Origin of the sequence: Pseudonocardia alni, from assembly GCF_002813375.1 — a bacterium.
Classification (GTDB): Bacteria; Actinomycetota; Actinomycetes; order Mycobacteriales; family Pseudonocardiaceae; genus Pseudonocardia; species Pseudonocardia alni.
Genome location: NZ_PHUJ01000003.1, coordinates 5,548,302 through 5,574,420, shown reverse-complemented (window position 1 = coordinate 5,574,420; position 26,119 = coordinate 5,548,302). Strand labels below are relative to the sequence as shown.

The 26,119-nt window shown below is 74.2% G+C and carries 21 protein-coding genes and 1 riboswitch; of the genes, 6 read left to right on the top strand and 15 right to left on the bottom strand.

Going from position 1 to position 26,119, the window contains the following annotated elements:
• Positions 1 to 38: 38 nt before the first annotated feature.
• A complete protein-coding gene (locus ATL51_RS27335) occupies positions 39 to 1,367 on the top strand; it encodes an MFS transporter (protein ID WP_100880358.1) in 1,329 nt (442 codons plus the stop codon).
• 3 nt (positions 1,368 to 1,370) lie between these two features.
• Here the strand turns inward: ATL51_RS27335 and ATL51_RS27330 are convergent, their stop codons facing one another.
• Positions 1,371 to 2,846 (bottom strand): MFS transporter, encoded by a 1,476-nt coding sequence (locus tag ATL51_RS27330; protein ID WP_100880357.1) that lies wholly within the window; start codon positions 2,844 to 2,846, stop codon positions 1,371 to 1,373.
• 117 nt (positions 2,847 to 2,963) lie between these two features.
• Here ATL51_RS27330 and ATL51_RS27325 point away from each other — a divergent pair, with 117 nt between their 5' ends.
• A complete protein-coding gene (locus ATL51_RS27325; protein WP_100880356.1) occupies positions 2,964 to 4,520 on the top strand; it encodes an acetolactate synthase large subunit in 1,557 nt (518 codons plus the stop codon).
• A 101-nt stretch (positions 4,521 to 4,621) separates the two neighbouring features.
• Here the strand turns inward: ATL51_RS27325 and ATL51_RS27320 are convergent, their stop codons facing one another.
• The 9 genes from ATL51_RS27320 to ATL51_RS27280 all read right to left on the bottom strand — a co-directional run bounded on the left by ATL51_RS27320 (position 4,622) and on the right by ATL51_RS27280 (position 16,684).
• Positions 4,622 to 5,905 (bottom strand): hypothetical protein, encoded by a 1,284-nt coding sequence (locus tag ATL51_RS27320; RefSeq protein ID WP_100880355.1) that lies wholly within the window; start codon positions 5,903 to 5,905, stop codon positions 4,622 to 4,624.
• A complete protein-coding gene (locus ATL51_RS27315; RefSeq protein ID WP_100880354.1) occupies positions 5,902 to 6,534 on the bottom strand; it encodes a hypothetical protein in 633 nt (210 codons plus the stop codon). Before ATL51_RS27315 ends, ATL51_RS27320 begins: the two co-directional genes overlap by 4 nt.
• A 410-nt stretch (positions 6,535 to 6,944) precedes the next feature.
• Entirely contained in the window at positions 6,945 to 8,012 is a 1,068-nt protein-coding gene (locus ATL51_RS27310; RefSeq protein ID WP_100880353.1) for an alpha/beta fold hydrolase, read from the bottom strand.
• 95 nt (positions 8,013 to 8,107) lie between these two features.
• Complete coding sequence (cobN, locus tag ATL51_RS27305) at positions 8,108 to 11,809, bottom strand: cobaltochelatase subunit CobN (protein ID WP_100880352.1); 3,702 nt, start codon at positions 11,807 to 11,809, stop codon at positions 8,108 to 8,110.
• Positions 11,810 to 11,899: 90 nt separating this feature from the next.
• Positions 11,900 to 11,973: riboswitch (cobalamin riboswitch) on the bottom strand.
• Positions 11,974 to 12,028: 55 nt separating this feature from the next.
• Positions 12,029 to 12,634: a hypothetical protein gene (locus ATL51_RS27300; protein ID WP_100880351.1), complete on the bottom strand. Its 606-nt coding sequence runs from the start codon at positions 12,632 to 12,634 to the stop codon at positions 12,029 to 12,031.
• Between the two features lie 29 nt (positions 12,635 to 12,663).
• Positions 12,664 to 13,992: an MFS transporter gene (locus tag ATL51_RS27295; RefSeq protein ID WP_100880350.1), complete on the bottom strand. Its 1,329-nt coding sequence runs from the start codon at positions 13,990 to 13,992 to the stop codon at positions 12,664 to 12,666.
• A 39-nt stretch (positions 13,993 to 14,031) separates the two neighbouring features.
• A complete protein-coding gene (locus tag ATL51_RS27290; RefSeq protein ID WP_100880349.1) occupies positions 14,032 to 14,562 on the bottom strand; it encodes a 3-isopropylmalate dehydratase small subunit in 531 nt (176 codons plus the stop codon).
• Positions 14,559 to 15,827: a 3-isopropylmalate dehydratase large subunit gene (locus ATL51_RS27285; RefSeq protein ID WP_208623086.1), complete on the bottom strand. Its 1,269-nt coding sequence runs from the start codon at positions 15,825 to 15,827 to the stop codon at positions 14,559 to 14,561. The genes ATL51_RS27290 and ATL51_RS27285 overlap by 4 nt, the downstream gene beginning before the upstream one ends.
• Before the next feature lie 2 nt (positions 15,828 to 15,829).
• A complete protein-coding gene (locus ATL51_RS27280; protein WP_208623085.1) occupies positions 15,830 to 16,684 on the bottom strand; it encodes an isocitrate lyase/PEP mutase family protein in 855 nt (284 codons plus the stop codon).
• Between the two features lie 189 nt (positions 16,685 to 16,873).
• Between ATL51_RS27280 and ATL51_RS27275 the strand changes: the two genes are divergently transcribed.
• Positions 16,874 to 17,611, top strand: a complete 738-nt coding sequence (locus tag ATL51_RS27275) for an IclR family transcriptional regulator (protein ID WP_301549216.1) — start codon at positions 16,874 to 16,876, stop codon at positions 17,609 to 17,611.
• A 12-nt stretch (positions 17,612 to 17,623) separates the two neighbouring features.
• Here the strand turns inward: ATL51_RS27275 and ATL51_RS27270 are convergent, their stop codons facing one another.
• The 5 genes from ATL51_RS27270 to ATL51_RS27250 all read right to left on the bottom strand — a co-directional run bounded on the left by ATL51_RS27270 (position 17,624) and on the right by ATL51_RS27250 (position 22,874).
• A complete protein-coding gene (locus ATL51_RS27270) occupies positions 17,624 to 18,679 on the bottom strand; it encodes an ABC transporter ATP-binding protein (RefSeq protein ID WP_100880348.1) in 1,056 nt (351 codons plus the stop codon).
• Positions 18,667 to 19,545: a nitrilase-related carbon-nitrogen hydrolase gene (locus ATL51_RS27265; protein ID WP_208623084.1), complete on the bottom strand. Its 879-nt coding sequence runs from the start codon at positions 19,543 to 19,545 to the stop codon at positions 18,667 to 18,669. The genes ATL51_RS27270 and ATL51_RS27265 overlap by 13 nt, the downstream gene beginning before the upstream one ends.
• Positions 19,546 to 19,606: 61 nt before the next feature.
• On the bottom strand, positions 19,607 to 20,773 hold the full coding sequence (locus tag ATL51_RS27260; protein ID WP_100880346.1) for a cupin domain-containing protein: 1,167 nt from the start codon (positions 20,771 to 20,773) through the stop codon (positions 19,607 to 19,609).
• Positions 20,774 to 20,786: 13 nt separating this feature from the next.
• On the bottom strand, positions 20,787 to 21,782 hold the full coding sequence (locus ATL51_RS27255; protein WP_073577022.1) for a nuclear transport factor 2 family protein: 996 nt from the start codon (positions 21,780 to 21,782) through the stop codon (positions 20,787 to 20,789).
• A 96-nt stretch (positions 21,783 to 21,878) separates the two neighbouring features.
• On the bottom strand, positions 21,879 to 22,874 hold the full coding sequence (locus ATL51_RS27250) for a LacI family DNA-binding transcriptional regulator (RefSeq protein ID WP_100880345.1): 996 nt from the start codon (positions 22,872 to 22,874) through the stop codon (positions 21,879 to 21,881).
• A gap of 125 nt (positions 22,875 to 22,999) precedes the next feature.
• Here ATL51_RS27250 and hisD point away from each other — a divergent pair, with 125 nt between their 5' ends.
• From hisD to ATL51_RS27235, 3 genes are read left to right on the top strand one after another with little or no spacing between them, the layout of a single operon-like run.
• On the top strand, positions 23,000 to 24,331 hold the full coding sequence (gene hisD / locus ATL51_RS27245; protein WP_073577024.1) for a histidinol dehydrogenase: 1,332 nt from the start codon (positions 23,000 to 23,002) through the stop codon (positions 24,329 to 24,331).
• Positions 24,328 to 25,089: an SDR family NAD(P)-dependent oxidoreductase gene (locus tag ATL51_RS27240; RefSeq protein WP_073577025.1), complete on the top strand. Its 762-nt coding sequence runs from the start codon at positions 24,328 to 24,330 to the stop codon at positions 25,087 to 25,089. The genes hisD and ATL51_RS27240 overlap by 4 nt, the downstream gene beginning before the upstream one ends.
• Positions 25,086 to 25,814: an HpcH/HpaI aldolase family protein gene (locus ATL51_RS27235; protein ID WP_208623083.1), complete on the top strand. Its 729-nt coding sequence runs from the start codon at positions 25,086 to 25,088 to the stop codon at positions 25,812 to 25,814. The genes ATL51_RS27240 and ATL51_RS27235 overlap by 4 nt, the downstream gene beginning before the upstream one ends.
• Positions 25,815 to 26,119: the final 305 nt, after the last annotated feature.

The following is a 26,119-nucleotide window of genomic DNA, read 5'->3' as shown; positions in this document are numbered from 1 at the left end:
CTCGACACGAATCGGACGACCCCTTAGCGTCAGGGCGCATGTCCTCCACCGTCCCGCCGGCGTCGCCGGGACCCGCACTCCGGTCCTCCCGCAAGGTCGCCACCGCCAGCCTGGTCGGCACCACCATCGAGTGGTACGACTTCTTCATCTTCGGCACGGCCGCGGCCCTGGTGTTCAACCAGGTGTTCTTCCCGTCGGTCGACCCCGTCACCGGCACCCTGTCCGCGTTCGGCGCGTTCGCCGTCGGGTTCATCGCCCGCCCGCTCGGCGGGGCGGTGTTCGCGCACTTCGGCGACAGGGTCGGCCGGAAACCGATGCTCGTCTACTCGCTGCTCATGATGGGCGCGGCGACCGTCGGGATGGGTCTGCTGCCCGGCTACGACACGCTCGGGGTCTGGGCTCCGGTCCTGCTGGTGACGCTGCGGTTCCTGCAGGGATTCGGCGTCGGCGGCGAGTGGGGCGGTGCGGCGCTGATGGCCGTCGAGCACGCCCCGTCGCACCGGCGCGGGTTCTACGGCAGCTGGCCGCAGGTCGGTGTGCCGCTGGGCCTGGTGCTGGGGACGGCGACGTTCGCGGTGCTGTCCGCGACCCTGACCGACGAGCAGTTCCTGGCGTGGGGCTGGCGGGTGCCGTTCCTCGCCAGCATCGCGCTGATCGGGGTCGGGATGTGGATCCGGCTCGGCGTCCACGAGTCGCCGGTGTTCCGGAAGGCGATGGACGAGAAGGCCGCGAACCGGATGCCGGTGCTGGAGGCGCTGCGCACCTACCCGAAGGAGATCCTGCTCGCCGCCGGGTCGTTCCTGGCGACGAACTCGACGTTCTACGTCTCCTCGGTCTGGCTGGTCACCTACGCGACGCAGTCCCTGTCCTACGACCGCACGACGATCCTCGCGGCGAACTCGGTGCTGTCGCTGTCGGACATCCCGCTGATCATGGCGTTCGGTCTGCTGTCGGACCGGATCGGGCGTCGTCCGATGTTCGTCGGTGGGATGGCGCTGCTCGCGGTGTTCGCGGTGCCGTACTTCTGGCTCGTGTCGACCGGCAGCATCTGGCTGTTCCTGCTGGGCGGGCTGGTCGTGCAGGTGGCGCGCTCGGCGGTGTACGGGCCGCAGTCGGCGTTCTTCGCCGAGCAGTTCTCCACCAGCATGCGGTACTCGGGGGCGTCGCTGGCCTACCAGATCGCGTCGATCCTGGGCGGCCTCGCGCCGCTGCTGTGCACCGCGCTCGTCGCGCTGACCGGGTCGCTCTACGCCGTCGCCGGCTACGTCGTCGGGATCGCGCTGGTGTCGATGGTCTGCTCGTGGCTGATGACCGAGACGCTGCGGTCGGGCCTGCGCGAGGACACCGCCGCCGGCGCCCGGACCTGACCCCTACCGTCCGCCGGTCGCGGTCACCGGCGTGCCCCGTCCGCGGGCACGCCGGGCCGCGACCAGGTCGGTGACCCCGAGCACGAGGGCCAGCGCCACCAGCCCGACGGTGATGAGCAGGCCGTGCGAGATGGCGTCCGCCCAGTCCCCGCCGGACGCGGTGAGCCTGCCGAAGAACACCGCGCCGACCGCGGACAGCCCGATCGCCGTCCCGATCCGCTGCCCGGTCTGCAGCACCCCGCCCGCGGTGCCGCCGGAGGTGTGCGGGATCTCCGACAGCGCGAGGGTCTGGTTCGGCGCGATCACCAGCCCGCCGCCCGCCCCGGCGAGCAGCAGCGGCCCGGCGATCGCGAGCCCGGTCCACGGGCTGTGCGCGGTCGCGGCCAGGACGAGGTCGGTGACGCCGAGCCCGACCATCACCGTCGCCAGCCCGACGACGATCATCGGCTGCCCGAACCGCGCCACCAGGCGCCCGCTGAGTGCGGAGGTGACGGCCGAGCCGAGCGCGAACGCCGTCATCGTCAGCCCGGTCTGCAGCGGGGTGTAGCCCAGCCCGTTCTGCAGGTAGAGGGTGAGCACGAAGAAGATCGAGGTGAACCCGGCGAAGTAGACGGTGCCCAGCGAGGCCCCGACGGCGTAGCTGCGGGTCCGCAGCAGCGCGAAGTCGATCAGCGGGTGACCGTGGACGCGCTTGGCCCGACGCTCCCAGGCCACGAACGCCACCAGCGCCGCGACCGAGACCGCGACCAGCCACCACGGCGCCGACGCCGGGTCCCGCTCGGCGAGCACCAGCGGCAGCATCAGCGCGACGACGGCGACGCCGAGCAGCACCGAGCCGCCCAGGTCCAGCGGGCGCCGCTCCCCCGTGGTCACGGTGTCGGCGGGCAGCAGCCGGAACGCCGCGACCAGCGCCGCGACGCCGATCGGGATGTTGACGAAGAAGACCCAGCGCCAGCCGTCGGCGTCGCCGGCCCAGGACAGCAGCAGCCCGCCCAGCAGCGGGCCGACCGCGGTCGAGATCCCGACGACGGCGCCGAACATGCCGAACGCGGTGCCCCGCTCCGGGCCGCGGAACAGGTCCTGGATGAACCCGACGACCTGCGGGGACAGCAGCCCGGCCGCGACGCCCTGCACCAGCCGGACCGCGACGAGCACCTCCGGGTTCGGCGCGAACCCGGCGACCGCGCTGGTCAGGGTGAACAGGGCGAGGCCGGTGACGAACATGCGACGGCGGCCGCGGTCGTCGCCGAGACGCCCGGACGCGACCAGGACCAGGCCGAACGTCAGCGCGTAGCCGGACACGATCCAGGACAGCTGCGCCGCCGAGGCCCGCAGGCCGGCCTGCATGGCGGGCAGCGCGACGTTGACGATGCTGACGTCGAGCAGGCTCATGAACCCGGCGACCAGGCAGACCGACAGCGCCCGCCAACGCCGCGGGTCAGGGGTGTAGGCCTCGGGCGCGGTGCGGTCGTCGCTCACAGTCCTCCATTCCGCGTCCTGGCGATGCGGGCCGCAACTCGAACCCGGGTCCTGCGGACACGCGTCACATCGTGTGGACTCACCGACCATGTGGACCGTAGAGATCGGGAACCGGTCGTGAGGGGCGCCGAGGCGCTGGTCGGGTCGCTCACCGCGGCCGGGGTCGACGTGTGCTTCATGAACCCGGGGACATCGGAGATGCACTTCGTGCAGGCGCTCGACGCGGTACCGGAGATGCGCGGGGTGCTGGCCCTGTTCGAGGGCGTCGCGACCGGCGCCGCCGACGCCTACGCGCGGATCGCCGGGAAGCCGGCGGCGGTGCTGCTGCACCTCGGGCCGGGGCTGGGCAACGGGCTGGCGAACCTGCACAACGCACGCCGGGCCGGGACGCCGCTGCTGTGCGTGGTCGGCGGGCACGCGACCGACCACGTCCGCTTCGACGCTCCGCTGGAGTCCGACATCACCGCGGTGGCGCGGACCGTGTCCGGGTGGGTGCACACCAGCGGTGACGTCCGCGACGTCGCCGCCGACGCGATGCGCGCCCTCGCCGCGACCGGCGAGCGCGGCGGGCAGGTCGCGACGCTGGTGCTGCCGGCCGACGTGTCCTGGTCGGAGAGCGCGTCGCCCGCCCCGCCGCTGCCGGCCGCCGGGCCGTTCCCCCCGGATCCCTCGCGGGTCGCCGCGGCCGCCGACGCCGTCCGCGCGCCCGGCGCGACGCTGCTGCTGGGCGGGCCGGCGCTGAGCGCGGCGGGGGTCGACGCCGCCGGGCGGATCGCCGCGGCCACCGGGACCCGGCTGCTCGTGGAGACCTTCCCCCGGTGCTGGGAGACCGGCGCCGGCCGGACCCGCATCGACAAGCTCGCCTACTTCGCCGAGCAGGCGATCGCGCAGCTGGACGGCACATCGTCGCTGGTGCTGGCCGGGGCGCGGTCGCCGGTGTCGTTCTTCGGCTACCCGGGGGTGCCCGGGGACCTGGTGCCCGAGGGGGCCGCCGTGGTGGGACTGGCCGACCCGGCCACCGACGCGACGGCCGCGCTGGAAGCCCTCGCCGACGCCGTCGCCGGCGACGCCGACCCCGCGCTCGCCCCGCACGAGGCGCCGGAGCCCGCGCCGGGGGCGCTCGACGTGCGGGGGCTGTGCGCCGCCGTCGCCGCGACGCTGCCGCAGGACGCGATCGTGGTCGACGAGGCGCTGACCGCGGCGGCGTCGCTGGCGATGTCGTTGCAGACCGCGCCGCGACACACCCAGATCGCGCTGACCGGTGGCGCGATCGGGATGGGGCTGCCCGCCGCGGTGGGTGCCGCGGTCGCCGCGCCGGACCGTCCGGTGGTGGCGGTGCAGGCCGACGGCAGCGCGCTCTACACCGCCCAGGCGCTGTGGACGATGGCCCGCGAGCGGCTCGACGTCACCGTCGTGCTGATCAACAACGCGGCGTACTCGATCCTGCGGGTGGAGCTGGCCCGCACGGGGGCCGGGGAGGCGGCGCACTCCGGGCGGGCGGGCCGGATGCTGGACCTGTCCGACCCGACGCCGGACTTCACCGCACTCGCGACCGGGCTCGGGGTGCCCGCCGAGCGGGTCACCACCACCGAGGGTCTGCTCGACGCGCTGCGTCGGGCACAGGCCGAGCCGGGTCCGCACCTGGTCGAGGCGATCGTCCCCGCCCTGGGCTGAGCCCCCTCGTCCGGAGGGCGCAGCCGGACGCTGCACGGGCCCGCGGTGCGCCGCACAGGTTCTTCCCTGTGCGGCGCACCCGGAGCTCGTGCGGCGCGGCGTCAGAGGGACAGCAGGCGGTCGAAGAACTCGCGGTAGCGGGTGAGCGCCTGGCGCAGGTCCTCGGTCGAGGCGTCGTCGCGGGAGAACTGGGCCTCCAGGTCGTCGCGCTGGCGACGGAACAGCGACTCCATCTCGTCGAGGATCTCCCCCACCAGGGCGTTCGCCCCGTGGACGGCGCGGCGGGGCTCGTCGACGAACTCGCCCTTCAGCGTCGACCAGCGGTCCTGGTACTCGCGGGCCCGGTCGGCCGGGAGCAGCGACGAGCCGCCGGTGGCGGGGTCGGTCGCCGCCGGGCCGGCCCCGGGTCCGGTCGTGCCGCCCCGCGGGTCACCGGGGTCGCGCAGATCGTCGTGCCCGCGGCCCGGTGTCGCGTCGTGGTGACGGCCGCCGGGCGCGCCGTCCTCCCGTACGGGTGCGCCACGGGTGGTCGCCGCGGCGGCCACGCCGGCCGCGGTCCCGCCTGCGGCCGCGGCGGTCCCGGCACCGCCCGCGGAGCCGGGCGCCGCGTCGTGGGGCGGTGCGCCCGTCCCCGGTGCGCCGTTCCCGACACCGCCACCGGGCGGGACCCCGCCCGCGTCGGCCGGTCCGCGGACGCCCGCCGCCGCGGGGTCGCCGAGGGTGTCCCGCCGTCCGGCCGGGCCGGCGTCGCGCGGGTCGGCACCCGGTGCGCCCGGGCCGCTGTGGGGGTCGCCGCCGGGCAGGTGCCCGCCACGGGGGTCGACACCACGCGGGTCCCCGCCCCGTACGTCCCCGCCACGCGGGTCGCCACCGCGCACGTCGACGCCCCGCGGGTCCCCACCTCGGAGGTCCCCGCCGCGCGGGTCGCCGCCCCGTACGTCCCCGCCACGCGGGTCGCCACCGCGCACGTCGACGCCCCGCGGGTCCCCACCTCGGAGGTCCCCGCCGCGCGGGTCGCCGTCCCGGGGGCCCGCGCCGCGGGGCCCACCGGCACCCGGGTCGGTGCCGAGCGGGGCGGCGACGCGGGGATCACCGGCACGCGGGTCGCCGCCGGGGTCGCCGGCCCGTGGGTCCCCGCCGGCCGCACGGTCCTCGGCCAGCCGTCCGCCGGGGGCGTCGCCCGGCCCGGCCCCGGGGCCCGCCAGCGGCGGGGCGTCCGGGTCACCGTGGCGCCGGCCCGGGACGCCCGCGTCCTGCTCGGCGGTGCCCGCCGCCTCGCGGCGCTCCCAGCCGGCGTCACGCTCGTCCTCGCTGCGGCCGGTGAACGCGTCCTTGATCGAGTCGGCCAGTCGGGCCGCCCTGCTGCTGCCCTGGTGCTCGCTCATGCCCTGGTCTCCCGTCGGGTGTCCTGGTCCGGTCCGCCCTGGCGGTGGCGGCCGTCGTTCTCGGGACGGCCACCGGAACCGGTGCCGTCGCCGTCGTCGAGCAGCGCGTCGATCAGTGCGCGGTAGCTCGTCACCGCGTGCCGGAGGTCCTCGGTCCCGGCTCGCCCGGCGGAGTGCTCACGGGAGATGGCCCGTGCCTCGCGGTAGCGCTGCGTGACGACCGGGTAGGCGACGGACAGGTCCTCCTCGCGGCGGTCGACGTCCTCGGCGGGGTACCCGCGGGCCGCCATGACGTCGGCGACGAGCGCGTCGGCGTCGTGCACCGCCCGCGACGGATCGTCGACGAACCCCTCCTGCACCTGCTGCCACCGGCGGCGGTAGCCGTCGCGCTCCTGCGGGTCGAGGGATCGCAAGGTCAGCGCGTCGTGGCGCTTGCGGCGCTGCGCGAGCTCCTTCTCCGCGTCGCGGGGGTCGTCCGCGTCGCGCACGGTGCGCTCGTACTCGGGTCCGAACTGGTCGCGGAGCTCGGCGGAGCGACGACGGCGCAGCATCGTCGCGGCGACCACGGCGAGTACGGCGACGACGATCACCACCACGGCGACGACGATGATCGTTGTGATGTCGGTCATAACGCGGTGTACCCGACTGCGCGGGCCGGAAACACGGAGCGTGGTTGTTGATCACGACAGGTGGTCACTGAATCGACTTGACCTGCACCGGGGTTCAGGGCGGGGCTGCTGCCGGGCCGGCTCGCCGTCGGGTTCCGGGGCGTGTCGGGGCTCGGGATGGGTGGGGCGTTCTCCGCGATCGCCTACCTGACCCTCGCCCACTCCGACGCCCACGACGTCGGCTCGCACTCCTCGGCGGCCCAGCTGCTCGACCAGCCGGCGACGGCGGCGTTCGGCGGTTCCGGCGGCGCACTGCTGGTGGCGCCGGCGTCACCGGCCGTCGCGCTGCCGGTGCTGCTGGTCGTGGTCGCGGTGCCCGCGGTCGCCGGTGCGCCGACCGCGTCGCGGACGCGGGTACGGGGCGCTGAGCCTCAGATCCCGGACGGGCGGGCGAGCAGCTCGGCCACGGCGGCGTCGATGAAGGCCGTGTCGACCGGGTTCTTACCGCCGCCGGCGAAGTGGCCCCACACCCCGGGGATCACCCGCAGCTCGGTGCCGGCCCGCATGTGCGACACCGCCCAGGCCTCGTCCTCGGGCGGGAAGTACAGGTCCTTCTCCGCGGGCATGACGATCGCCGTCGCCCGGATCGAGGCCAGCGCCTCCTCGGTCGAGCCGGCGCCCGGGGTCGCGCCGACATCGCCGTGCCACCAGGTGTCGAGCATGGTCAGCAGGTTGTTCGGGTCCCGACCGTCGAGGAAGAAGCCCTCCCAGAAGTCGACGACGAAGTCCTCGAGCGAGGTGTTGCCCAGCCGGCGCCACTCCTCGTCCCGGTAGAACGCCTGGGAGAAGCCCCAGCCGGCGTAGATCCGGGCGAACGCGCGCAGCCCCTGCGCCGGCGGGACCGTGTAGCGGCCGCCGTCGAACCCGACCGCGGCCTGGAGCGCGGCACGCAGCGAGTCGAGGAACACCTGGTTGTGCGGCGCGGTCCGCGGCGATCCGCAGAACGGCAGGATGCGCTGCACCATCTCGGGGTGGCTGACCGCCCACTGGTAGGTCTGGCCCGCGCCCATCGACCACCCGAGCACCAGCGGCAGCGTGCTGATCCCGAAGCGTTCGGTGACGAGCCGGTACTGGGCCTCGACGTTGTCGCGCACCCGGATCGGCGGGAACGACGGGCCGTCGTGCGGCACCGGGGCGTTCGACGGCGAGGTGGACAGCCCGTTGCCCAGCATGTTCGGCACGATGACGAACCAGCGGTCCGGGTCGAGCGCCATCCCCTCACCGATCAGCCACTCGTTGTCCCAGTGCCGCCCGGAGTACCAGGTCGGGTAGACGATCGCGTTGTCCTTCTCCGCGTTCAGCTCGCCGTAGGTGCGGTAGGCGATCCGGGCCGGGCGCAGCGTCCGCCCGCAGTCGAGCGTGAGGTCGTCGATCTCGAAGACCTCGTAGGGCTCGTCGCGGCCGAAGCGGGGCCGGGCGGTGGGCTCGGGGTCGGGCACGGGGGTCCTCCGGGGCTCGCGACGGTCGACCGATGGTTTCCCAGGAAATATGTTCCTGGGAAACCATCGGTGTCAAGGCCGGAGGGTCCCGCGGCTCAGCCGTCGCCCTCGATGTCGCCCTCGGACTCCAGGTAGGCCTGGCGCAGCGCGTCCAGCGTCGCGGACTCCGGACTCTCCCAGAGACCACGGTCGACGGCCTCCAGCAGCCGCTCGGCCATGCCGTGCAGCGCCCACGGGTTCGACTCGGCGAGGAACTTCCGGTTGTCCGGGTCCAGCACGTACTCGGCGGTCAGCGTCTCGTACTGCCAGTCCGCGATGACGCCGGTGGTGGCGTCCCAGCCGAACAGGTAGTCGACGGTCGCGGCCATCTCGAACGCGCCCTTGTAGCCGTGCCGCCGCATCGCGGCGATCCAGCGCGGGTTGACCACGCGGGCACGGAAGACCCGGGCGGTCTCCTCGTGCAGGCTGCGGGTACGCACCGCCTCCGGACGGGTCGAGTCCCCGACGTAGGCGGCCGGCGCGGTGCCGGTCAGCGCGCGCACCGTGGCGACCATGCCGCCGTGGTACTGGTAGTAGTCGTCGGAGTCGGCGATGTCGTGCTCGCGGGTGTCGATGTTCTTCGCCGCCACCGCGATCCGCCGGTAGGCGTTCTCCATGTCGTCCCGTGCGGGGACGCCGTCGAGGCCGCGGCCGTAGGCGTAGCCGCCCCAGGTGGAGTAGACCTCGGCGAGGTCGGCGTCGCCGCGCCAGTCACGGGAGTCGACGAGCTGCAGCAGCCCGGCGCCGTAGGTGCCCGGCTTGGAGCCGAAGATCCGGGTACGGGCGCGACGGTCGTCGCCGGTGCGCTCGCGGTCGGCCTCGACATGGGCGCGGACGTAGTTCTGCTCCGGGGTCTCGTCGAGCTCGGAGACAAGCTTCACCGCGTCGTCGAGCAGGGCCAGGACGTGCGGGAACGCGTCGCGGAAGAACCCGGAGATCCGAACCGTGACGTCGACGCGCGGGCGGCCGAGCTCCGCGAGGTCGATGACCTCCAGGCTGCGCACGCGACGGCTCGCGTCGTCCCACACCGGGCGGACGCCGAGCAGGGCGAACACCTCGGCGACGTCGTCGCCGGAGGTCCGCATCGCGCTGGTCCCCCACACCGAGAGGCCGACGCTGCGCGGGTACTCGCCGTGGTCGGCCCGGTAGCGCTCGACCAGCGACTCGGCCATCGCCTGCCCGGTCTCCCAGGCCAGCTTCGACGGGACCGCCTTGGGGTCGACGGAGTAGAAGTTCCGCCCGGTCGGGAGCACGTTGACCAGCCCGCGCAGCGGCGAGCCGGACGGGCCGGCCGGGATGAAGCCGCCGTCGAGGGCGTGCAGCACCCGGTCCAGCTCGTGCGCGGTGGCGTCGAGCCTGGGCACGACCTCGTCGGCGGCGAAGCGCAGCACCGCCGTGACCGCGTCCACGTCGACGCCCGGGAGCCCCCCACCGGTGCCCCCAGGGGAACTCTCGTGGCCTAGAGCGCTACGAGAGTTCCCCTGGGGGCCACCGGGGACGGGGGCCAGGTGCTCGGCGACCACCGCGGGGACGGCGGCGGGGTCCCAGGAGCAGGTCTCCATCGCCGAGCACAGGGCACGGGCGACGGTCTCGACGGCGTCGGTGCGGGTGTTCGACTCCGAGCCGTCCTCGACCAGGCCGAGCGCCTGGCGCAGACCCGGCACGGACTGCTCGCCGCCCCACATCTGCCGGGCGCGCAGCACCGCGAGCACCAGGTCGACGCGCTGCTCCCCGGCCGGTGCCTGGGCGAGCACGTGCAGGCCGTCGCGGATCTGGACGTCCTTGATCTCGCAGAGCCAGCCGTCGACGTGCATCAGCATGTCGTCGAAGACGTCCTCGTCGGGGCGCTGCTCCAGCCCGAGGTCCTGGTGCATCTGGGCCGCGGTCATCAGCGTCCAGATCTGCTGGCGGATCGCGGGCAGCTTCGCCGGGTCGAGCGCGGAGATGTTCGCGTGCTCGTCGAGCAGCTGCTCCAGCCGGGCGATGTCGCCGTAGGACTCGGCGCGCGCCATCGGCGGGATGAGGTGGTCGACCAGGGTGGCGTGCGCCCGGCGCTTGGCCTGGGTGCCCTCCCCCGGGTCGTTGACGAGGAACGGGTAGACCAGCGGCAGGTCGCCGAGGACGGCGTCGGTGCCGCAGGAGGCCGACATGCCCAGCGTCTTGCCGGGCAGCCACTCCAGGTTGCCGTGCTTGCCGATGTGCACGATCGCGTGCGCGCCGAACCCGCCCTCGGACTCGGGCGCGGCCAGCCAGCGGTAGGCGCCCAGGTAGTGGTGCGACGGCGGCAGGTCCGGGTCGTGGTAGATCGCGACCGGGTTCTCCCCGAACCCGCGGGGCGGCTGCACGATCAGCGTGACGTTGCCGCGGCGCAGTGCCGCGACGACGATGTCGCCGTCCGGGTTCTGCGAGCGGTCGACGTAGTGCTCGCCCGGCGCCTCGCCCCAGTGCTCCTCGACGCCGGACCGGAAGTCCTCGGGCAGCGTGTCGAACCAGCTGCGGTACGTCGCGGCGGAGATCCGGACCGGGTTGCCGGCCAGCTTCTCCTCGGTCAGCCAGTCCGGGTCCTGCCCGCCGGCCTCGATCAGGGCGTGCATGAGCGCGTCGCCGTCGCCGGCCTCGACGCCCGGGAACGCCGCCTCGCCCTCGGTGGCGACCGCGTAGCCCGCCGCGGCCATCGTCCGCAGGAGCGCCACCGTGGACGCAGGGGTGTCCAGCCCGACCGCGTTGCCGATCCGCGCGTGCTTGGTCGGGTACGCCGACAGCATCAGCACGATCTTCTTGTCCGCGTTCGGGACGCGGCGCAGCGTCGCGTGCTTCACCGCGATCCCGGCGACCCGGGCGGCCCGCTCGTCGTCGGGGACGTAGACGGACAGGCCGTCGGCGTCGGTCTCCTTGAACGAGAACGGGACGGTGATCAGCCGGCCGTCGAACTCCGGCACGGCGACCTGGGTGGCGACGTCGAGCGGGGACATCCCGTCGTCGTTGGCCTCCCAGGTGGCGCGGGAGCTGGTCAGGCACAGGCCCTGCAGGATCGGGACGTCGAGCGCGGCCAGCTCGGTGACGTCCCACTCCTCGTCCTCGCCGCCGGCCTGCGCGCCTGCGGGCTTGGTGCCGCCCGCGGCGAGCACGGTGACGACCATGGCGTCGGCCTCGCGCAGCCGCTCCAGCAGCGCGGCCGGGGCCTGGCGCAGCGACGCGCACCAGATCGGCAGCGCGCGGGCGCCCGTCGCCGCGATCTGCTCGCAGAGCGCCTCGATGTAGCGAGTGTTCCCGGCCAGGAACTGGGCGCGGTAGAACAGCACCGCCACCGTCGGCCCGTCGACCTCCGTGTCGGGCAGGGACAGCTCGCCCCACTCGGGCAGCTCCACCGGCGGCGCGAACCCCTCGCCGGTGAGCAGCACGGTGTCGGACAGGAACGCGTGCAGCTGCGCCAGGTTCTCCGTGCCGCCCTGCGCCAGATAGGTGTGGGCCTCGGCCGCGACGCCCGCGGGCACCGAGGACAGCTCCATCATCTCCGCGTCCGGGGCCATCTCCCCGCCCAGGCAGACCAGCGGCGTCGCGCGGGCCCGCAGCAGGTCCAGCCCCTCCTCGAAGTAGCGGTACCCGCCGAGGACGCGGACGACGACGACGTCGGCCGCGTCGGCCATCTCCGCCAGCTCGTCGTGGGTGACCCGGTTCGGGTTCGCGAGGCGGTAGTCCGCGCCCGAGGACCGGGCCGAGAGGAGATCGGTGTCCGAGGTGGACAGCAGCAGGATCACCGGACGGCTCCGGGGGCGGTGTGGGCGCGCGTCATCGACGTACCTTCCTCGGGATCCTCGTCCCGGGTGGGGTGGCGCGGCGAACGGGCGCAGTGTCTGGCTCCCCCTCGCCGGGGCGAGGGGTCACAGTGGCGGGACCGCGCCGGACTCGCACCGGCTTCCTGGGGTTCCGCTCGCCGTCTTCGGTTGTCGTGAGTCACCATCGGTGGCGCCACCGGGTCACGTCAAGGAGCGCTCGACCAGGGTGGTGATCCGCACGTGCGACGGTGTGGCGGGGGCCGAGCCGAAGCCGAACCGGACCGGCGGGACGACCGGGGCCAGCCCGCCGCAGTCGCCGTCGTCCCAGCGGGCCGAGGCGGCGAGGACCCGGTGCAGGTCACGGGCCCCGTAGTACTCGCGACGGCCGTTGCCCGCAGTGCCGACGGTCCGCACCCCGGGCATCACCCGGCGGGCGATCGGGTCGATCGCCCGCAGCCACCACGGGTGCACGGCGAGCGCACCGGGAACCGCACGCAGGAGCCGGCCCAGCGGCGGGCGACCACCGACCCGCCAGCCGACCTGCAGCGGCCCGGCGACGACCCGGCGCCGGTCGTCGTGGGCGGTGTGGGTCACCGGGACGATCCGGACCTCGTCGAAGGTGTAGGTGGCCGCGACGAACTCCGCGACCCGCTCCGAGGGCGCGAGCAGGGTGCGGTGCCCGTCGGCGGACTCGGTCATCACGTCGGTGAACGGCCCCAGCGAGGTGTCCGGCCAGTGGCCCACGACGATCCGTCGGCCGGAGGTGGTGCCCAGGCCGGAGATCCAGCCGTCGAAACGATCGGTCACCGGGCCGGGTACCCCCGCCCTCGCCGGTCCTACACCGGCAGCCGGTCCCGGCCGGTCTCCCGCAGCGTCAGCACCGTCGCCACGCCGACCACGGCCACGCCCAGCACCCAGAACGCCGGGGACATGGGGTCGCCGGTGGACTGCACGAGCTGCGCGGCCACGTACGGCGCCGTGCCGCCCGCGAGGATCGTGCCGATGTTGAAGCCCAGCGCGACGCCGGTGTAGCGGATCCGGCGCGGGAACAGCTCGGTGAACTGCGGGAACGCGGGGACCTGGGCCAGGCCGTTCACCGCCATGTAGACGACGTAGACCAGCGTGACCACCACGATGCTCGACGTGGCCCCCAGCAGCGCGAAGGCCGGCCAGGCGATCACCAGGTACAGCGCGTAGGCCGACAGGAGCACCGGCCGTCGTCCGAACCGGTCGGTCAGCATGCCCGCGAGCGGGTAGGTCGTGCAGGCCAGGGCGATGCCGATCGCCGACGCCCAGTAGACCGCCTCCTTGTCGAAGCCCTGGGTCTGGATGAGATAGGTGCTGAAGTACGTCAGGCCGATGTAGCCGGTGCCGTTCATGGCGATCGCGATGCCCACGACCCGCAGCACCGCGCCCGGCCGCTCGCGGACCACGGTGAGCAACGGGCTGCGGACGACCTCACGCTGCTCGGCCATCGCCTCGAACTCGGCGGTGTCCTCGAGCGCGACCCGCACCCAGAGGCAGACGGCGGCGAGCGGGACGGCGATCAGGAACGGGATCCGCCAGCCCCAGGCCGCCATCTGCTCGGCGGAGGTGACGGCGGTGACGAGCCCGACGACCGCGGCGGCCACGGAGAAGCCCAGCGTCGACCCGATCGGCGTGAGCGAGCCGTAGAGCCCACGCCTGCCCGGGGGCGCCGACTCGGCGACGTAGGTGGCGGCCCCGCCGATCTCCCCGCCCGCGGAGAACCCCTGGGCGAGCCGCACCAGCACCAGCAGCACCGGGGCCAGCACCCCGGCGGTCGCGAAGTCCGGGAGCAGGCCGAGCAGCCCGGAGAACACACCCATCGTCACGACCGTGACGACCAGGGCGTGTTTACGGCCGCGCCGATCACCGAGTCGGCCGAAGAACCAGCCGCCGAGCGGACGCATCACGTAGGCCGACCCGAACACGGCCAGGGTCAGGAGGACCGAGACGGCGGGTTCCTCGCTCGGGAAGAACAACGGTCCGAGGGTGACGGCGAGGAAGGCGTAGACGCTGAAGTCGTAGTACTCGATGAGCGTCCCGACGCCGCCGGCGATCGCGGCGCGGCGGGCGGACAGGGTGGAGGTCGGGGCGGGGGTGGCCCCGGTCCCGGTGCCGGGCGGCGAGGTCGTCTCGGACACGTGTGCTCCTGATCGGCGTCGATCGGCGGGGAACGGGTGTTAGGTGCGGGAGTGTTCGGCCAGCAGCAGCTTCAGCGAGCCGCCGGCCTCGACGACCCGGACGACGCGGTCGCTGGGCGGGACGCCGCGCAGGGTGCGGCCGTCGTCGAGGGTCACGGCGGCGGTCCGCCAGTCCAGACGCAGGGCGTCGCCGGTCACGACGGCCCCGGCGATCCCGGGGACGGTGATCAGCGGCATGCCGTTGTGGGTCTCCCCACGCCAGAACCCCGGGGAGAAGGACTCGGCGAGCACCGCGGCCACCCCGAGGTCGCGCAACGCCACCATCGGCGGGTAGTGCGGGTGGCCGTAGCCGAAGTTCCGTCCGCCCACGATCACGTCGCCGGGCCGGACGCGGTCGGCGAACCCGGGGTCGTAGGCCTGCATGACGACGCCGCGCAGGAAGTCCGCGTCGTAGGACTTGATGTTCTCGACGCCGACGACGAGGTCGATGTCGAAGTCGTCGCCGAACACCCAGGCGACCCGGCCGGTGATCACGTCGGGCGGCGGCGGATACTCGCGGGCGGCGCTCACCGGCCGGTCACCTCCTGTGCGGGGACGATCGTCCCGGCCACGGCGCTGGCGGCCACCGTCGAGGCGGAGCCCATGTAGATGTTGGCGCCGGTGCTGCCCATCCGGCCCGAGATGTTCAGCACCCCGGTGGAGATGCAGTTCTCCTCGGGCTGCAGCGGCTTCTGGTAGCCGAAACAGAAGTCGCAGCTGGACCGAGCGATGTGCGCGCCGGCCGCGCGCAGCACGTCGAGCAGCCCCTCCTGCTCGGCCTGCCGGTGCACGGCGTCCGAGGTCGGGACGACGTTCAGCTCCACCCCGGGCGCGACGTTGCGGCCGTCGAGCACCAGCGCGGCCGCGCGGATGTCCTCGATCCGCCCGGACGCGCAGGACCCGATGAACGCCCGTGTCACGGCGGTGCCGTCGAGGTCGGCGGCGTCGCGGGTGTTCGCCGAGCGGGCCGACCCCGGCAGGACGACCTGCGGGACGATCGAGGCGAGGTCGTAGTGGTGGACGGCACGGTAGTCGGCGTCGGGGTCGGGGTACTGCGGGACGAACCCGTCGCCTGCCACCCGGCGGGCGTACTCGAGCGCGGTGCTGTCCGGCTCGAACACCGCGGAGACGGCCCCGGTGAACATCGCCATCCCGCACAGGCCCTGCCGGTGGTCGATCGCCATCGCCCGCGCCCCGGGCCCGCCGAACTCCATCACCTGGTGCGCGCACCCGTCGGCGCCGTGGTCGCCGATGATGCGGTGCACGAGGTCGCGGCTGTCCACCCCGGGCCGGAACTCCCCCGTCAGCTCGAACCGGGTGCTGGCCGGCACGTCCAGGAAGATCTCGCCGGTGACCCAGGCCTCGAGCAGGTCGCGGCGCACCCCCCAGCCGAGCGCGCCGAACGCGCCGGCGCCGGAGACGTGCCCGTCGAAGTGCACCAGGAAGTTGCCGGGCCGGGCGTAGCCGAGCTCGGCCATCACCTGGTGACCGATGCCGCGGGCCTCGTGCAGGGTGATCCCGTAGAAGGCGCACCAGTCACGGGTGACCTGGTGGACCTCCTCCTCACGGGCGTCGCCGCGGGTGAGCATGTGGTCGATGAACACGACGTAGCGCCCGGGGTCGGCCAGCTCACGGATCCCGAAGTCGTCGTGCATCTGCCGGAACATGACGTCGGTGTAGCCCGGGAAGTCGTAGGCGATCATGTGGTCGGGCCGGACCGGGAGGTTCTCCCCGGCCCGCACGTGCTCCACGCCCGCCGCGCGGGCAAGGATCTTCTCCGCCATCGTCGCGCCCATCGTCACACCACCGCCGCGGGCAGGTAGGCGTGCTGCTGGCGCTCGATCTCGTCCATCCCGATCAGGTCGACGAAGTCGTGGTGGGCCAGCCCGTCGGCGCTCACGGCCGCCGGTGCCTCCCCCTCGGCCAGGCGCCGCAGGCAGTGCCGTGCCGCGCCGGTGACGGCCATCAGCACCTGGGTCGGCAGCAGGGCGAGCCTGATGCCGATCTGCTCCATGACCTCGGGGGTGAACTCCCGCTCGGTCCACGCCGACGCGGTCAGGGTCGCGGTGAGCGGGACGCCCGCGACCTCCCGGCAGCGGGCCCACTCCTCGGCCGTGGAGAACGTCCGGGTGACGGGCATGATCATGTCCGCACCGGCCCGGACGTAGGACTCGGCGCGGCGCAGCGCCTCGTCCCCCTTCGCGTCGGTGCGCGCGATGACGATCATGTCGCCGGCCGCGTCGCGCACCGCCCGGACCTTGCCTTCCGCCTCGGCGAGGTCCACGAGCTCGACCTCGGCTCCCGGGATGAGCGGACACCGCTTCGGTGAGCGCTGGTCCTCCATGAACACCGCGGCCACCCCGGCGTCGGCGAACCGGCGCGCGGTGCGGGCCGCATTGATCGCGTTGCCGTAGCCGGTGTCGATGTCGGCGACCACGGGCAGTCGGCTGGCCTCACGCACGGTACGGACGGCCTGCAGGTTCTCCGACATCGTGTAGAGCTCGGCGTCGGGGTAGCCGAGCGCCGCCGAGATGGCGAAGCCGGACGCGCACAGCGCGGGGAACCCGGCCTGCTCCGCCAGCCGGGCGGTCAGCCCGTCCCAGACCCCCGGGGCCCGGACGAGTCCTGTCGAGATCATCTCGCGCAGATCCACTGAACACCTCTCTGTGTATCGTGATGCGATACGCGTTTCGAGAATGTGCCTCGAGGCGAGTTGTGTCAAGACATGCCGGAGCGGCGGTCACTACCCTGACGCCGGTAGGACGCGACGAATGAGGTGACCGTGGGCGGTGGCGCCCCTGCCGAGGGCCCGGAGACGACGAGTCGGGAGACCGTGGGGTCGGTGCTGCGCGCGTGCCGGCTGCTCGAGCACTTCGGAGCCGACCGGCCGGTGATCACCCTCGCCGAGCTGACCGCGGCGAGCGGACTGAACAAGCCGACCGTGCACCGGCTGATGACCTCGTTCGTCGAGGCGGGGTGGGTGCACCGCGATGCCGTGGGCGCCTACCGGATCCGGATGCCGGTGTTCGCGGTCGGAGCCGCGGCGCTGGCGGAGTTCGATCTGCGCACCGAGGCGCGCCCCGTGCTGGAGGGCCTGGCGGCGCGCTTCGGCGACACCGCGTTCCTGATGGTCCCGGCCGACGCCGGAGCGGTCTGCATCGACCGGGTCGAGGGCGGCAAGCCGCTCGTCGTGGCCGGCATCGGGATCGGCACCGTGCTGCCGTTCCATGCCGCGGCGGCGCCGGTGGTCATGGCGGCGTTCGACCCCGCCGTCCGCGAGCGGCTGCTGGCCCACGAGCTGCCCGCGTTCACCGACTCCACCCACACCGACCCGTCCGGGCTGGTCGCCCACCTCGACGAGGTACGGGCCACCGGCGTCGCGATCAGCCGCGACGACTACCTCGGGGGGGTGTCCGCGGTCGCGGCGCCGGTCCTCGGCGTCGACGGCGCACTCGTGGCCACCGTCAGCCTGGGCGGTCGGAGCGAGGACTTCACCGGTGCCGAGGGGGAGCAGCGCGCCGCCGCCGTCGTCGAGGCGGGGCGGGGGCTCAGCACGACGGTCGGCGCCCGCCCGGCCTGAGACCGGGCACTCTCAGTCCAGCCGGCGCCCGTCCGCCCCGAACAGGTGGACGCGATCCGGGTCCGGCGCGAGGTGCACACCCGCCCCCCGCGCCGGCGGCCGCCGCCCGTCCACCCGGGCGACCATCGGGTGTTCGACGCCGTCGACGCGGGTGCGCCCGTAGACGTAGGCGTCCGCGCCGAGCTCCTCGACCAGGTCGATCTCCAGCGGGATGCCATCGTCGGCGAGGTGCAGGTCCTCGGGGCGGACCCCGAGGGTGACCGCGTCCCCCGCCCCGCGCGGCACGGCGACGTCGACGCCGCCCAGCCGGACGCCGTCGGCGGTCACCGGCAGGCTCACCAGGTTCATCGCCGGCGAGCCGATGAAGCCGGCGACGAAGGCGTTCGCGGGCCGCTGGTAGAGCTCGCCGGGGGCGGCGCACTGCTGCAGCACGCCGTCGCGGAGCACGGCGACCCGGTCCCCCATGGTCATGGCCTCGACCTGGTCGTGGGTGACGTAAACGGTGGTGACGCCGAGCCGGCGCTGCAGCGACGCGATCTGGGTGCGGGTCTGCACCCGCAGCTTGGCGTCGAGGTTGGACAGGGGCTCGTCCATCAGGAAGACCTGCGGCTGGCGGACGATGGCGCGCCCCATCGCGACCCGCTGGCGCTGCCCGCCCGACAGCGCCTTCGGGCGTCGCCCGAGGTACTGCTCGAGATCGAGGATCCGGGCGGCCTCGGCGACCCGGCCGGTGATCTCGGCTTTCGGGACGCCTGCCATCTTGAGCGCGAAGCCCATGTTGTCGGCGACGGTCATGTGCGGGTAGAGCGCATAGTTCTGGAACACCATCGCGATGTCGCGTTCCTTGGGCGCGACACCGGTGACGTCGCGATCGCCGATGCGGATGTGGCCGTCGTCGACGCCCTCGAGCCCCGCGAGCATCCGCAGCGAGGTGGTCTTGCCGCAGCCGGACGGTCCGACCAGGACGAGGAACTCGCCGTCGGCGATCTCGAGGTCGAGTGCGTCCACCGCGGCCCGGGGGGACCCCGGGTAGCGGCGGGTCACCGCGTCGTAGGTCACGCCGGCCATGGTGGTGCTCCTTCGGTGTCGGAGTCGGTGTCGGTCTCGCGGTAGAGCTCGGGCCTGCGGTCGTGCAGGACGTGGTTGTGCGGGGTGAGGCGCTTGTCGCGGGCGGCGGCCGGGTCGAGCGTGGCCAGCAGCACGCCGGGCTCCCCCGGCGGCGGACCGCCGGGGCCGGCGAGCAGGTTCCCGTCGGCGTCGGCGATCACCGGCGCACCGAACCAGGCGACCCCGCGCTCGGTGCCGCAGCGGTCCGCGACCACGATGTGCACCCGGTAGGCCCCGGCGACGGCCCGGACCTTGGCGACCTCCAGCGGGTCCTGCCCGGCGGGGGTCGGGCGCCACGGCCAGTTCACCGGCACGGCGACGATCTCGGCGCCGTCCTGCGCGACCCGGCGCACCCACTCGGGGAACTCCAGGTCGTAGCAGACCATCGGGGCGATCCGGCCGGCCGCGGTCGCGACCACCGGAGCCGGCGCCTGGCCGGGGGTGAACAGCTCCTTCTCCCGGTCCCAGAGGTGCGCCTTGCGGTAGACCGCGCGGCGCACCCCGTTCTCGACGACGACGGCGCTGTTATACACGCGGCCGTCGGCCCCGAGCTCGGCGAACCCGGCGACGACGACGCAGCGCAGCTCCGCCGACAGGGCCGCGAAGCGGGCGACGGTGGGACCGTCGGCGGGTTCGGCGGCGGACCGCGCCTCCGCGGCGTCGGCGAAGGCGTACCCGCAGACGGTGAGCTCCGGCAGGACGACGAGCCGGGCCCCGCCGGCGACCGCCTCGCGCACCGCGCGCTCGGCGATCGCCGGGTCCGGGGCGTCGATCCACGCCGGGATCCGGCACGCCGCCGCCGTCACCGCACCGGCGGCACCCGGCACCACCGGTCCGGGCGCCGCCCCCGTCGGCCCCGTGGGTCCCGTCCCCGGCATCGGCCCGGCCTCAGTCGTCCTCGGCCGCGAAGGCCAGCACCGCGGCCGGTGCGAGGTAGCCGTCGGCGTCGAGCACCCGGCCCCGGTCCCGGGCGCCGGCCACGACCTCGCGCGCCCACTCGTGCCGGACCCGGCCGTCGCCACCGGTGACGACCAGCAGCTCACCGGTGCCGGGGGTGGCGATCCGGCCGCCGTCGGCGTCGAGCGCCGTCATCGACCGCCAGGCACCGGGCGGCACCGACAGGGTGTCCCGCGGGCCGAGCTCGACGGTGCGCGCGTCCTCGCCGGTGTTGAGGGTGACCGCCCAGTGGCCGGCCTTCACCGTCAGCACCTGGGTCGCGTCGTGCCGGTGGGTGAGCACGCCGTCCCCGGGCAGGGCACGCAGCCACGCCAGCGCGAACCCGTGCGGGTCGAGCAGCCGCGGTGCCGCGGCCCGGCTCTCCGCGGTGCCCCAGCCGATGACCGGGGCGAGCTCGGCGCCACCGCCGGGCAGCCGCGAGCACAAATAGGGCTCGGCCACCCACGGCCGGTCGGCGACGTGCACGACCCGGCTGCGGAACTGCTCGGGGGTGTAGACGTCGAGCCGGTCGATCTCGGCCTGCTCCATCGGCCGGATCAGCGCGACGTCGTCGGGCAGCGGGTCCCCGGCGACGGTGTCGATGAGCCGGTTGTCCGCCGTGAGGTGCAGGCCGTGACCGGCCGCCTCGGTCAGGACCGTGGGGCCCCAGATGATGCCGCCGGTGTCGTCGCGGCCCAGGACCGTGAGCAGGATGCCGTCGTCGTCGCCGACGTTGGTGAAGCCGCGGAAGATCCACGGCGGGACGGAGACGACGTCGCCGTCGACGCTGCGGTAGCCGCCCTGGGTGCCGTCGGGTCCCCACCGCAGCTGGTAGTCGCCGTCGAAGTTGATGAAGACCTCGGCGGTGAAGTGCAGGTGCAGGCTGTTCGTGGTGCCGTGCGGCATACCCGCCGCACCGAGGTTGAAGCCGTGCGGCTCGCGGAGGTTGACGTGCTGGGACGCGTTCTGCGTGACCCCGGGGCCGATGAAGGAGTAGTTGTCCTTCCGGTCCGAGCCGGGGGTGCGGCAGTCGATGAACGCGGCCTTGCACGGGACCCAGTCCGCGTGCCGGACGGTGCGGCGGGCGAGCTCGTCCGCGCTGACCACCGTGTCGTGCATGTCGGTGCTCCGGTCAGTAGATGTTGGTGTCGGTGAACGCCTCGGTCCGGCCGGCGTCGATCTGCGCACGCAGCGCGATCTCGTCGAACACCCGGACCTCCTTGACGATGCGGCCGTCCTGGACCAGGAACTGCGAGACGCCGAGCAGCTCCACCTCGCCCCCGGTGAGCGGACCGAACGCCGGTGTCCCGCGGTAGGTCCCGCGCATCACCCAGGTCACCGCGATCCGCAGGCCGGCGTAGCGCTCGGCGTGGTTCGTCTGGACGTCGCGGACCTCGAACCGGGCGTCGGGGAACGGTGCGACGAGCGCGAGCAGGTCGCGCTGGTAGCCGTCCGGACGCACGACGGTCTGGTCCCCGACGGTGTGCAGGAACAGGTCACGGTGCATGTAGTCGGTGACCTTCTGGTAGCGCCGGGAGTTCCAGACCTCGTCGAGGAACTCGAGCACCATCTCGCACTCGGGCCGGAAGTCGTCCGGCCGCGGCCCGCTGTCGCCGACGGCGAGCACGTCCTTCGGCGGCTCCTCGGTCATCGAGCCCTGGTAGCCGCGGAAACGCTGCCCCCGGGCCGCCTCCGCCGGGTCGATGCCCCGCTGCAGGCACTCGGCGAGCTCGTCGCGGACCACCCACTCCTCGACCATGCGGCCGCGGCGGTAGAGGCAGTTGGCGATGGTGCGCTTGCGGATCCGCTTCACGACGCCGTCGACGAGGATCTCGTCGGCCGAGAAGACCAGGTGCGAGCTCAGGAACGCGTCGTCGCCGCGGGCCTCCCACACCACGTCCTCCGCCTGACCGACGTGCTGCGGGGTGCCCGCGATGCGCATCAGGCTGCCCTCGATCACCCCGTCGCGGCCGATCACGGTGCCGAGCCCGCCGTGGACGATCGAGTCCGGCTCGTAGTTGTCGACGATGTAGGACACGTCCCGCTGGACCCAGATCCGGTCGGTCACCTCGCGGATGAAGTCGTCCGGGTCGTTGTAGGGCTCGTACGCGACCGGGTCGAGCGTCATGGTGGTCCTTCCTCGTCGATTCCGTCACCTCGCACTGTATGCGTATGCACAACCGACGGGCAAGGGTCCCGCGGGGATTTCCGGCGACGGGAGCGGCTACGCCCGGGGCGCGGCCACGGTGGCACGGGCGACGTAGTGCGTCGGGTACACGACGTGCCGCGGCGCGGCCCCGGGGTCGGTCAGCCGGGCGACGACCAGCCGCGCGGACTCCCGGGCGACCTCGTCGAGGTCGTAGGCGACGGTGCTGAGCCGGACCAGGGCCCAGCGTGAGGTGGGCAGGTCGTCGAAGCCGACCACCGAGGTGTGGCCGGGCACCGGGACGCCGGCCTCGGCGGCCGCGTCGAGCGCCCCGAGCGCGACGACGTCGTTGCCGCACAGCAGCAGGGTCGGACCACCGGCCCGCTCGTGCAGCGTACGGAACCCCTCGCGACCGGTCGCGAAGTCGAACGGACCGTGCAGGACGTCGCGCTGGGCGAGCGCCAGCCCGTGCTCGTCGAGCACCGTGCGGACGACCTGCTCGCGCAGCTCACCGGTACTGGTGTTGCGCGGCCCGAAGATGGCCCCGACCCGGGTGTGACCCAGGCGGACGGCCTCCGCGACCACCTCGCGCACGCCCTGCTCGGGGTCGACGGTCACCGCATCGGCGGCCACGCTGGGCGCGGTCCGGTTCAGGTAGACGAACGGCACGCCGCGGTCGCGCAGCCGGGCGGGCTGGATGGAGTCCACCGTCGTCGTCGAGAGCACCACCCCGGCCAGGCCGTGCGCGGCGACCCGCTCGGGCAGCGGCGCGGTCCCGGCCGACTCGGTGATCAGCACGAGCTCGTGGCCGAGGGCCTCCAGCTCGTGGTGCAGCGGGCCGATCATGTTCGCGTAGAACTGGTTCTCCAGGTCGGCGACGACCAGCCCGATCCGGTTCGAGCGGCCCACCGACAGCGCGCGCCCGATCGCGTTGGTCGAGTAGCCCAGCGCCAGGGCCGCCTCACGGACCCTGCGTTTGGTCGCCTCGGAGACCCGGGGGTGATCGGTGAGCGCGCGCGACACCGTCGGCTGCGAGACCCCGGCGAGCCTCGCCACGTCGCGACTGGTGACCATGTCCGCCCTTCCCCCGACCGCGCGTCGAGCCTAGTGCGCCCCGGGACACACCCTTGACAGCGGCGCGTCACCGCCGTTCACTGCGGAGCCGTAGCGCATACGTATGTTATGTCAGGGAGGACGGAATGTCGCAGGAACTGAAGAGCGCGACGGGGTCGGCCCCGCGCCGCAGCGACGAGGGCGTCGCCGCACGGGTGCGGGCGATCGTGGACGGCGTGCGGACGCGCGGCGACGCGGCGGTGCGGGAGTACGCGGACCGGTTCGACGGCCGCGCGCCGGAGCGCCTGACCCCCGCGCGGGTCGACGAGCTGGTCGCGTCGCTGCCGCAGCAGGTCGTCGACGACATCCGGTTCGTGCAGGACCAGGTCCGGAACTTCGCGCGGGTCCAGCGGGAGTCCCTGCACGACGTCGAGGTCGAGACGCTGCCCGGGGTGGTCCTCGGGCACCGGCACGTGCCGGTCGGCTCGGCGGGCGCGTACGTACCCGGCGGGCGGTACCCGCTGACCGCCTCGGCGCACATGACGATCGTGACCGCGAAGGCCGCGGGGGTGCCGCACGTGGTCGCGGCCACGCCTCCGATCCGCGGCGAGGTCCCGGCGGCGACGGTGGCGGCGATGCACCTGGCCGGCGCCGACGAGATCCACGTCCTCGGCGGGGTCCAGGCCGTCGCGGCGATGGCGCTGGGCACCGGGTCGGTCTCCCCGGTCGACATGCTGGCCGGTCCGGGCAACGCCTATGTCGCGGAGGCGAAGCGGCAGCTCTTCGGCGAGGTCGGCATCGACCTGTTCGCCGGCCCCACCGAGATCCTCGTCGTCGCCGACGGGACCGCGGACCCGCTGACCGTCGCCGTCGACCTGCTGTCACAGGCCGAGCACGGCCCGGACTCCCCCGCCGTGCTCGTCACGACCTCCGAGACGCTGGGCCGGGCCGTGCTCGACCTGGTCGGGCGGCTGCTGCCGGGCCTGCCCACGAACGACCTGGCCGGGCCCGCGTGGCACGACCACGGCCGGATCGTCGTGTGCGACGACGCCGACGAGATGTGGCGGGTCGCCGACGACCTCGCCGCCGAGCACGTCCAGGTCCTCACCGCCGAGCCCCGCGACGCCCTGGAGCGGATGCGCAACTACGGTGCGCTGTTCCTCGGGGAGAACACCTGCGTGTCCTACGGAGACAAGGTGATCGGGACGAACCACGTGCTCCCGACGCTCGGTGCCGCGCGCTACACGGGCGGGCTGTGGGTCGGGAAGTACCTCAAGACCTGCACCTACCAGGAGGTCCGCGACCCCGCGACGAGCGCCGAGCTCGGCCGGGTGTGCGGGCGCGCGTCGCGGGTGGAGCTGTTCGAGGGGCACGCCCGCTCCGGGGACCTGCGGGCCTGGCGGCACGGTGGGGACCGCATCGACTGGCTGGACGAGATCGCGCCGCTCGGGAGCCCGGCACCGGTGGCCGGGTCGTGAGCACGCCGGTCACGGGACGCACCGCGCTGGTGACCGGCGGCGGCAGCGGGCTGGGTGCGGCGATCGCGTCGCACCTGGCCCGTGCCGGGGCGCGGGTCGTGCTGGCCGGGCGGCGTGCCGACGCCCTCACCGCGACCGCGGCCCGGATCGGGCCCGCCGCCCGGGCCGAGGTGTGCGACGTCGCCGACCCGGACTCCGTCGCGGACCTGGCGGTCCGGCTCGCCGACGAGGAGGTCTCGATCGTCGTCAACAACGCCGGGATCGCCGGGCCGGTGGCCCCGCTGGTCGAGGTGAGCCCGCAGGAGTGGGACGAGGTGTTCGCGGTCAACGTGCGCGGCACCTACCTGGTGTGCCGGGCGTTCCTGCCGCCGATGCTCGACCGCGGGGACGGCGACGTGGTCAACGTGGCCTCGGTGTCGGGGAAGCGGCCGCTGGCCCGGCGCACGCCCTACTGCGCGTCGAAGACCGCGGTGCTCGGCCTGACCTCGACGCTCGCGTTCGAGGCGGGCCCGGCCGGGGTGCGGGTCAACGCGCTGTCCCCCGGCCCCGTCGAGGGCGACCGGATGGACCGGAACTTCGCGCTGGAGGCGCAGCGGACCGGCACCGACGTCGCCGCGGCGCGTGCGGCGTTCGTCGGGCGGGCCGCGCTCGGCCGGATGATCACCGCCGACGAGGTGGGCGCGGCCGTCGTCGCGATGCTCGCCATGCCGGGGCTGTCCGGCGCCGACGTCGACCTGTCCGCCGGGATGATCGCGTGAGGACGCGGGTCGCCGCCGGGGAGCGGCTCGCCGGGGCGCTGGTGCGGATGCCCTGCGAGGAGATCGTGGAGATGCTCGCCGTCGCCGGTCTGGACTTCGTACTGATCGACTGCGAGCACGGGCCGGCCGACGTGTCGATGCTGCGCGCCCACATCGCGTTCGCCGACGCGCACGGCCTGCCGGTGCTCGTCCGCCCCGGGGAGGACGAACACCACCTCGCCCAGCGGGCGCTCGACCAGGGCGCCCGCGGGATCGTCGCCCCGCACGTGGAGGACGCCGCACAGGCCACGGCACTGGTGCGGGCGCTGCGCTACCCCCCACACGGCACACGGGGGTTCGCGACCTACCCGCGGGCGGGGAGGTTCGGCAGCGTCACCGCCGAGGAGCATCGCGCGGCGGCCGAGGACGTGCTGGTCGTGGCGATGCTGGAGTCGCCCGGCGCCCTCGCGCGCGCCGGGGAGATCGTCGGCGTGGACGGGATCGACGGCTGGCTCGTCGGCGTCGCGGACCTGGGTGCATCCCGCACGGGCACCGACGCGTCCGTCGCCGGGATGCTGGAGTCGGTGCGCGCCGACCCGGCGGTCCGGGACGCCGTACGGGCCGACCTGGCGGGTTCGGCGGACGCGGCCGCGGCGTCGTTCGCGGGTGGCGCGCAGCTGGTGGTCTACAACCTGGCCGCGGTCATGATGGCGTCGTTCCGGGAGCTGGCCGCGGCGACGGGGTGAGCGCCGCCGCCGGAACCGGCGGCTCCGACCGTGATCACCACGAGCGAGGGTGCCGGTGCCACGAACGGCACCGGCACCCTCGCTCGTGTCGATCGTGCGCCCGGGCCGATCGGCGCCGGGCGCGGGCGGCCCGACCGCGCGACGCCCCGGAGCCGGCGCTCGGCACGTCCCCTGCCCCCGGGGGCACGTCCCCTGCCGCCGGGCACCTCGGCTCCCCCGCGTGCCGACGGCCGCGCGGTGATCCGCGGTGCGCGCGCAGAGCCGGTCCTCGCGCGCGTCCCGACACGCGCGAACAGCCGATCACC